Genomic DNA, 7656 nt, shown 5'->3' on the forward strand with positions numbered 1-7656 from the left:
CGAAAAATATGGAACTTTTTTGAAACATTTGTTGTAGCACAGGATAACTGGTTGCCACCGGATAATTACCAGGAAGAACCGGTAGAGAGAATTGCACACCGCACTTCGCCAACAAATATCGGGCTGTCTTTATTATCCATATTAACAGCACACGATTTTGGATATATAACCACCGAAGAAGTGATTAGCCGTACCACTAATACATTAAATACCATGCAGCGCATGGATAAATTTCGTGGGCATTTTTACAATTGGTACGATACAGAAACTTTACAGCCATTAGCACCACGGTATATTTCTACTGTGGATAGCGGTAACCTTGCAGGCCACCTTATTACTATGCAGCAGGGGTTAATGATGCTGGCGGATAAAAAAATTTTTACAAAAAAAATGTATCAGGGTATTATTGATACTGCAAGGGTGCTTGTTGAAAAAACGAACGGGAATAAAATACTTGTTAATTTTTTGCAGGAGCTTGAAAATAATTATCCTCAAAAAACTGATAGTGCCATTGAAGCAAAATTATATTTGGATGAGCTGGAAAATGATTTTACAAAAATAATTATTTATGCCGATTTTGAACCCGGCAGTTATGAAGAAATATGGTCACAAAAAGTTTTATCACAAATAAAAAATATAAAAAAAGAAATAACCTCTTTAATTGCCTGGTTGCTTTTACCGGACGTGCCTGAGAAATTTAAACATCTTATTCCTGATCTGCCAGCTATACCCACTATAAAGCAGTTGGCGAGAATAGAACAAAGTTTGTTGCAAAAAATTGTAACTGCATACACCAATGATAATACTGAAGAAGAAAATAAATGGCTCAACCAGTTCAGAACTTTTATTACAGAAGCCGGACGAAGAGGTAAAGAAATTTTGTTAACACTGGAACAGCTTGCTTTAAAATGCAGGGCACTCTCTGTTATTGATTACGATTTTTTATACGACAGATCTCAGCACTTACTCACCATTGGTTATAATGCAGATGAACACAGAAGAGATAACAGTTATTACGATCTGCTGGCTTCCGAAGCAAGGCTTACCACTTTTGTTGCCATTGCACAGGGAAAATTACCGCAGGAAAGTTGGTTTTCTTTAGGAAGACAATTAACCAATTTAGGCACTACGCCAATACTGTTATCCTGGAGTGGTTCCATGTTTGAATATTTAATGCCGCTGCTGGTAATGCCAACTTACGAAAATACTTTACTTGATCAAACGTATAAAGCCGTTATACAAAAACAAATTGATTACGGAAGAAAAAAAAGTGTACCATGGGGCATTTCAGAATCGGGTTATAATATGGTTGATGCACATTTAAATTATCAGTACAAAGCATTTGGTGTACCGGGTCTTGGTTTTAAACGTGGGCTGGGAGAGGATTTGGTTATATCTCCATATTCAACCGTTATGAGTTTAATGGTTGCGCCGGATGAAGCATATGATAATTTACAAGTGTTAAAAACAGCAGGCTTTGAGGGAAAATATGGATTATATGAAGCAATAGATTATACTGCATCCCGTTTATTAAGAAAACAAAAACACTCCATAGTAAAATCTTACATGGCGCATCACCAGGGTATGAGTTTTTTATCGCTGGCCTATGTTTTATTTAACCGGCCCATGCAACAACGTTTTGAAAGTAATGTACTGGTAAAGGCAACTTTATTATTATTGCAGGAACGTGTACCAAGAATTACCACTTTCTATTCACCCAGTGTACATGCAGGCGACACCAGTATTAATCCTGTTACCGATACATCCATGAGGGTGATCAATACGCCGCATACCAGTATCCCGGAAGTACAATTATTATCCAATGGCAGATACAATGTAATGGTAACAAATGCCGGAGGTGGGTACAGTAAATGGAAAAATATTGCACTTACCCGCTGGCGTGAAGATTGTACCTGCGATAACTGGGGAACTTTTTGTTACATCCGGGATGCAGATAACGATGCATTTTGGTCAACATCATTTCAGCCTTCATTAAAAGAAGGTGAAAATTATGAAGCTGTTTTTTCGCAAGGGCGTGCCGAATTTCGCCGCCGTGATTTTTCATTGGAAACGCATACAGAAATTGTAGTATCACCTGAAGATGATATAGAATTAAGAAGGATACATATTACCAACCGCTCCCGTAAAAGAAGAACGATTGAAATAACCAGTTATGCCGAAGTAGTTTTAAATTCCGCTGCAGCAGATGAAGCTCATCCGGCTTTTAGTAATCTGTTTGTACAGACAGAAATCAACAGGTTGCGTAATGCAATACTTTGCTCCAGAAGACCAAGGTCGGTAGATGAAAGTACACCATGGATGTTTCATTTAATGAAGGTGCATGATGCAGAAATTAAAACCATCTCTTACGAAACCGACAGGAGTGAATTTATTGGAAGAGGTTTTACTATCAATGATCCAAAGGCATTAAAACAAAAAAATGGTTTGTCAGGTAACAGCGGTTCGGTGCTGGATCCTGTAATTGCCATTCAGTACAGTATTGTAATTGAACCACAGGAAACAGCAATTGTGGATATGATATTTGGTGCAGCAGATACAAAAGAAATATGCAACCTGCTGGTAGAAAAATACCAGGACAGGCATCTTACCAATCGTGTACTCGAGCTGGTATGGACACACAGCCAGGTAATTTTACGCCAGATAAATGCCTCCGAAGCGGATGCACAATTATATTCCCGTTTAGCCAGTTCTATAATTTTTTCTAATCCGTCATTAAGAACTGATCCTGCAAATATCCTAAAAAATCACCGGGGCCAATCAGGATTGTGGGGTTACTCTATCTCGGGTGATATACCCATTGTGTTATTACAAATTGAAGATGCAGCAAATATTGATCTGGTAAAACAATTAGTGCAGGCACATACTTATTGGCGCTTAAAAGGGTTGATGGTTGATCTGGTAATTTGGAACGAGGATCATGGTGGTTATCGACAGGTATTGCACAACGATATTCAAAACCTTGTGGCACCGGGGGTTTCAGGCGACAGCAGGGAACATCCCGGCGGAATTTTTATCAGGTCTGCCGATCAAATTTCTGCAGAAGACAGGATCCTTTTTCAATCGGTAGCACATATTGTAATTACAGATTCTCTGGGTACACTGGAAGAGCAAATGAACAGGCGCAGTAAATTAAAATCAAGCATTCCATATTTCAGCCCAAGTAAATTTCATACCTCTGTGGTTACTTCCGTAGCACCGCAAAGCAACCTGCAGTTCTTTAATGGCATTGGTGGTTTTTCTAATGATGGAAAAGAATATGTTATTACCACTACAGCCACTCACCTTACACCAGCGCCATGGGTTAATGTAATTGCCAATGCAAATTTTGGTACAGTAATTTCAGAAAGCGGCCAGGCGTACACGTGGATAGAAAATGCACATGAATTAAGGCTCACTCCATGGAACAATGATCCTATCGGCGATTTAAAAGGCGAAGCATTTTATTTAAGAGATGAAGAAAGCGGAAGATTCTGGTCGCCATCACCATTGCCCTGCCGTGGACATTCACCTTATATCACCAGGCATGGATTTGGATATTCCATTTTTGAACATAGCGAAGATGGCATCGAATCGGAAATGTGTGTGTATGTGGATACAGCTGCACCAATAAAATTTATTGTCATCAAAATAAAAAATACTTCTAACAGAAGCCGCAGAATTTCTGCAACAGGTTATGTAGAATGGGTACTGGGAGATTTGAGAAAAAAATCTTTAATGCATACGATTACACAAGTGGATGTGCAGAGCGGTGCGTTGATGGCAACCAATGCTTACAACACTGATTTTAGCGGAAGGGTAGCATTTTTTGATGTAGATGATGTTAACCGTACACACACTACCGACCGTTCAGAATTTATTGGCCGCAATGGAACACTGGCTAATCCTGATGCAATGACCAGGGCAAAATTATCAGGAAAAACTGGCGCAGCTTTGGATCCTTGTGCGGCTATACAGGTAGTATTAGATTTTGCAGAAGACCAGGAAAGAGAAATTATTTTCAGGTTAGGTGCCGGAAAAAATATGGAAGAAGCCATTCATATTTTAAAAACTTTTGATGGCCCAAACGCTGCACATACTACTTTGGATAATGTGAAAAACTACTGGCATAAAACTTTAGGTGCAGTACAAATTGAAACACCGGATAAAGCGATAAATATTTTGGCAAACGGATGGTTAAATTATCAAACACTGGCCTGCCGTATTTGGGCACGAAGCGGTTTTTATCAATCCGGTGGAGCATTCGGTTTCAGGGATCAGTTGCAGGATGTGTTATCTCTTGTACACACTACGCCGGATATTGTAAGGGCACAAATTCTTTTATGTGCATCCCGGCAATTTAAAGAAGGTGATGTGCAGCACTGGTGGCATCCACCAATGGGACGTGGAGTACGCACTACCTGCTCCGATGATTATTTGTGGCTGCCTTATGTAACCGCAAAATATATTGCAGCAACAGGCGATAATAAAATTTTAGAAGAACCCGTGGCTTATCTTGAAGGACGTTTATTAAATACTGGTGAAGAATCTTATTTTGATTTGCCCATTAAATCAGACATGGTTGAAACTTTATACCGGCATTGTGTACGGGCAATTGATCATGGTTTGGTATTTGGCGTACACGGCTTACCGCTAATTGGCAGTGGCGATTGGAATGATGGTATGGATAAAGTGGGGCACCATGGAAAAGGGGAGAGCGTATGGCTGGCATTTTTTCTTTACGATATCCTGCTGCAGTTTATTACTGTTGCAAAAATTAATAAAGACGAAGCGTATGCAAGAAAATGTACAGAGCAGGCAGCAATTTTAAAACAGAACATTAATAATAATGCATGGGATGGCGAGTGGTTCCGCCGTGCCTATTTTGATGATGGCACACCATTAGGTTCTACAGAAAACGAAGAATGTAAAATAGATTCTATTGCACAAAGCTGGTCGGTTTTATCAACAGCAGGCGAAAAAGAAAATGCTTTAACCGCTATGCAATCTGCCGATAAATTTTTGGTACAAAAAGAAGACGGCATGATACAATTGTTTACACCACCTTTTGATAAATCGGCTATGAACCCCGGCTATATAAAAGGCTATGTACCCGGCGTAAGAGAAAATGGCGGACAATATACGCATGCAGCAATTTGGCTGGTAATGGCATTTGCTGCTATTGAAGACAAAAAAAGAACCTGGGAATTATTGCAAATGATCAACCCATTAAACCGTGGTAATACCGAAGAAAAAATTGGCGTGTATAAAACAGAGCCTTATGTAATTGCTGCAGATGTATATGCCGAGCCATTGCATAAAGGCCGTGGCGGATGGACATGGTACACCGGCTCTGCCGGATGGATGTACCAGCTAATAATCAATTCTTTTATTGGATTAAGAAGAGAAGGGGATATGCTGCATTTTAAACCCTGCATACCTGAACAATGGAATGGCATAAAAATAAATTTCAATTATGGCGGCAGAGAATTTGTTTTTGAAATAATACAGGAAAATGAAAAGATTAGATTAATTGTAAATGGAGAACCACAGGATGGATTAAGTGTTGCGCTGAAGGCGAAGAATTTAATTGAAGTATAAACGGATAAAATAAAATTTCATCAACTCTTTCTTAAATAAGAATAGGACCTTAAATTTTGGTAGATTATTATTTATTCAACTGTTCTTCTTTAACAGCAATTTCAATTTTTTCTTTTTTTATTTCCATTCTTATCCTTGCAAAAATGCTCATGTAAATATTGGCAATCCATACTAAGGAAAATCCTGCAATCACATAACCTCTCCAGTCGGCCAATAATAATTTATAGCCGCTGAAAATGAGCATTGCAATAGTAACATAATGGCTGAAACAATATTCGCAGGTAAACAAATAAAAAAACTTTCTTACTAAAAGCGATTTGCCTTCTTTGCTCCATTTTTCACAAAATTCACGTGGCTCTTTAAATACCTCTTCATGTGTAACCGTCCAGGCAATGCAGGCAACAGGTATGGCCAGTAAAAAAAGCCAGGTAATTTGTAAGGTGAGCGACATCATAATTTTTTGTTGAAAATAAAAAAATACTGTACGTAAATACAGTAAAAATTTCTTATAACAAATTTAATTGTTATGCCTCAATAAAATTGAAAACAATTTCACTCTGGTCTTTTATGCCGAATTTCTTCCTGCATTAATAATACCAAAAGAAGACCGGATCACCAGCTTTTCATAAGTTTCTTTCATGGGGGAATTAATTAATTGCTCATCCATCTCCCTCATTTTATTTATGGCATATTGCTGTATGGTAAGTAATGGCAAAACAATTTTTTCCCTCATTGCAATGGATAAACTGTCAACAGGATAATTACTCATCAGTTCGGTACTGCCGCTTAATTGCAAAACATATTTTTTTGTAAGTTCATACTCCTGGTAAATTTTATTCCATATTTCACCATATTTTTCATCCTTACTTAAATATTCTGTTAATGGAAAGTAGCATTTCTTCATGGCCATTTCACAATTGTCCATCAGCGTTTTAAAAAATAAAGAATTACTGTACAATGCTTTTACAGTATTTAATTTTCCCTGTTTATCCAACGCAGCAATTGCAGAGCCAACGCCATAATAGCCGGTAACATTTTGTTTTAATTGTGCCCATGCACCAACATAAGGAATGGCACGAAGATCTTTTAATGCCAATTTACTGCCGCTGCTTCTTTTACTTGGCCTGCTGGCAATATTAGTTTCGCTGTAAAATTTTACAGGACTTACATGAGATAAGTAATCTAAAAAATCAGGATGATTTTTCAAATCAACATAAGCTTGATAACTTTCTTTTGCAAGTTGCTGCAATAGGTCTTCTTCAGTTTGCTGCAGTGTAATGGTTTTGTTGCTGAAAATTTCATTGCTGATTCCTGCATGTATCAACTGCTCAATATTATATTGTGCCGAATCTATAGTTCCAAAATTAGAACTTACAGTTTGTCCCTGTATAGTTAATTGTATTTCTTTATTACTGATATTTTTTCCCATACTGGCATAAAACTGGTGCGTTTTTCCGCCACCCCTTGCAGGCGGGCCGCCACGGCCATCAAAAAATATTACATCAATATCATGTTGCTTACTAATTTTTGTAAGTGCTTCCTTGGCTTTATAAATACTAAAATTAGCCATTAAATAACCACCATCTTTTGTGCCATCGCTAAAGCCAAGCATTATGGTTTGCCTGTTCCTTCTTAATTGCAAATGTTTTTTGTAACCTTCATTACTGTATAAAGTTTGCATCACCATTGCTGCATGTTGTAAATCATCAATGGTTTCAAAAAGCGGAACAATATCAATGGATAAATTTTCTTTTTTCCAGCCGCAGCTTAAAAACAAACCATACACTTCCAGCACATTCAATGCACTGTTGCACTGGCTGATAATGTAACGGTTACAACCGGCTTCGCCATTAAATTTTTGAATATCCTGAATTGCATTTATATTTTTTACCGTGTCGTTAACTAATGCATCAGCATATATTTTTTCTGTTGGTACTGTCGGGGCATTAGTACAAAAATTAATTTTTTCTGCTGCAGATAATTTGCTGTACACTTCGCCATGTATATTTTCCAGCACCATATTATGTACAGTACTTTCCTGCCTTACATCAAGCGATG

At 37.9% G+C, this 7656-nt stretch carries 3 protein-coding genes; 1 reads left to right on the forward strand and 2 read right to left on the reverse strand.

Features of this window, described 5'->3' with window-relative positions:
• A partial coding sequence (locus ACY65O_RS16755) for a GH36-type glycosyl hydrolase domain-containing protein (protein ID WP_462222009.1) occupies positions 1-5598 on the forward strand: 5598 nt, incomplete at its 5' end.
• A 67-nt stretch (positions 5599-5665) separates the two neighbouring features.
• Here ACY65O_RS16755 and ACY65O_RS16760 read toward each other — a convergent pair.
• Positions 5666-6052, reverse strand: a complete 387-nt coding sequence (locus ACY65O_RS16760) for a hypothetical protein (protein WP_462222010.1) — start codon at positions 6050-6052, stop codon at positions 5666-5668.
• A gap of 111 nt (positions 6053-6163) precedes the next feature.
• Positions 6164-7656: phosphoenolpyruvate carboxylase (locus ACY65O_RS16765; protein WP_462222011.1), on the reverse strand; the 1493-nt coding region annotated here is incomplete at its 5' end.

This window comes from Ferruginibacter sp., from assembly GCF_031430955.1.
Classification (GTDB): domain Bacteria; phylum Bacteroidota; class Bacteroidia; order Chitinophagales; family Chitinophagaceae; genus Ferruginibacter.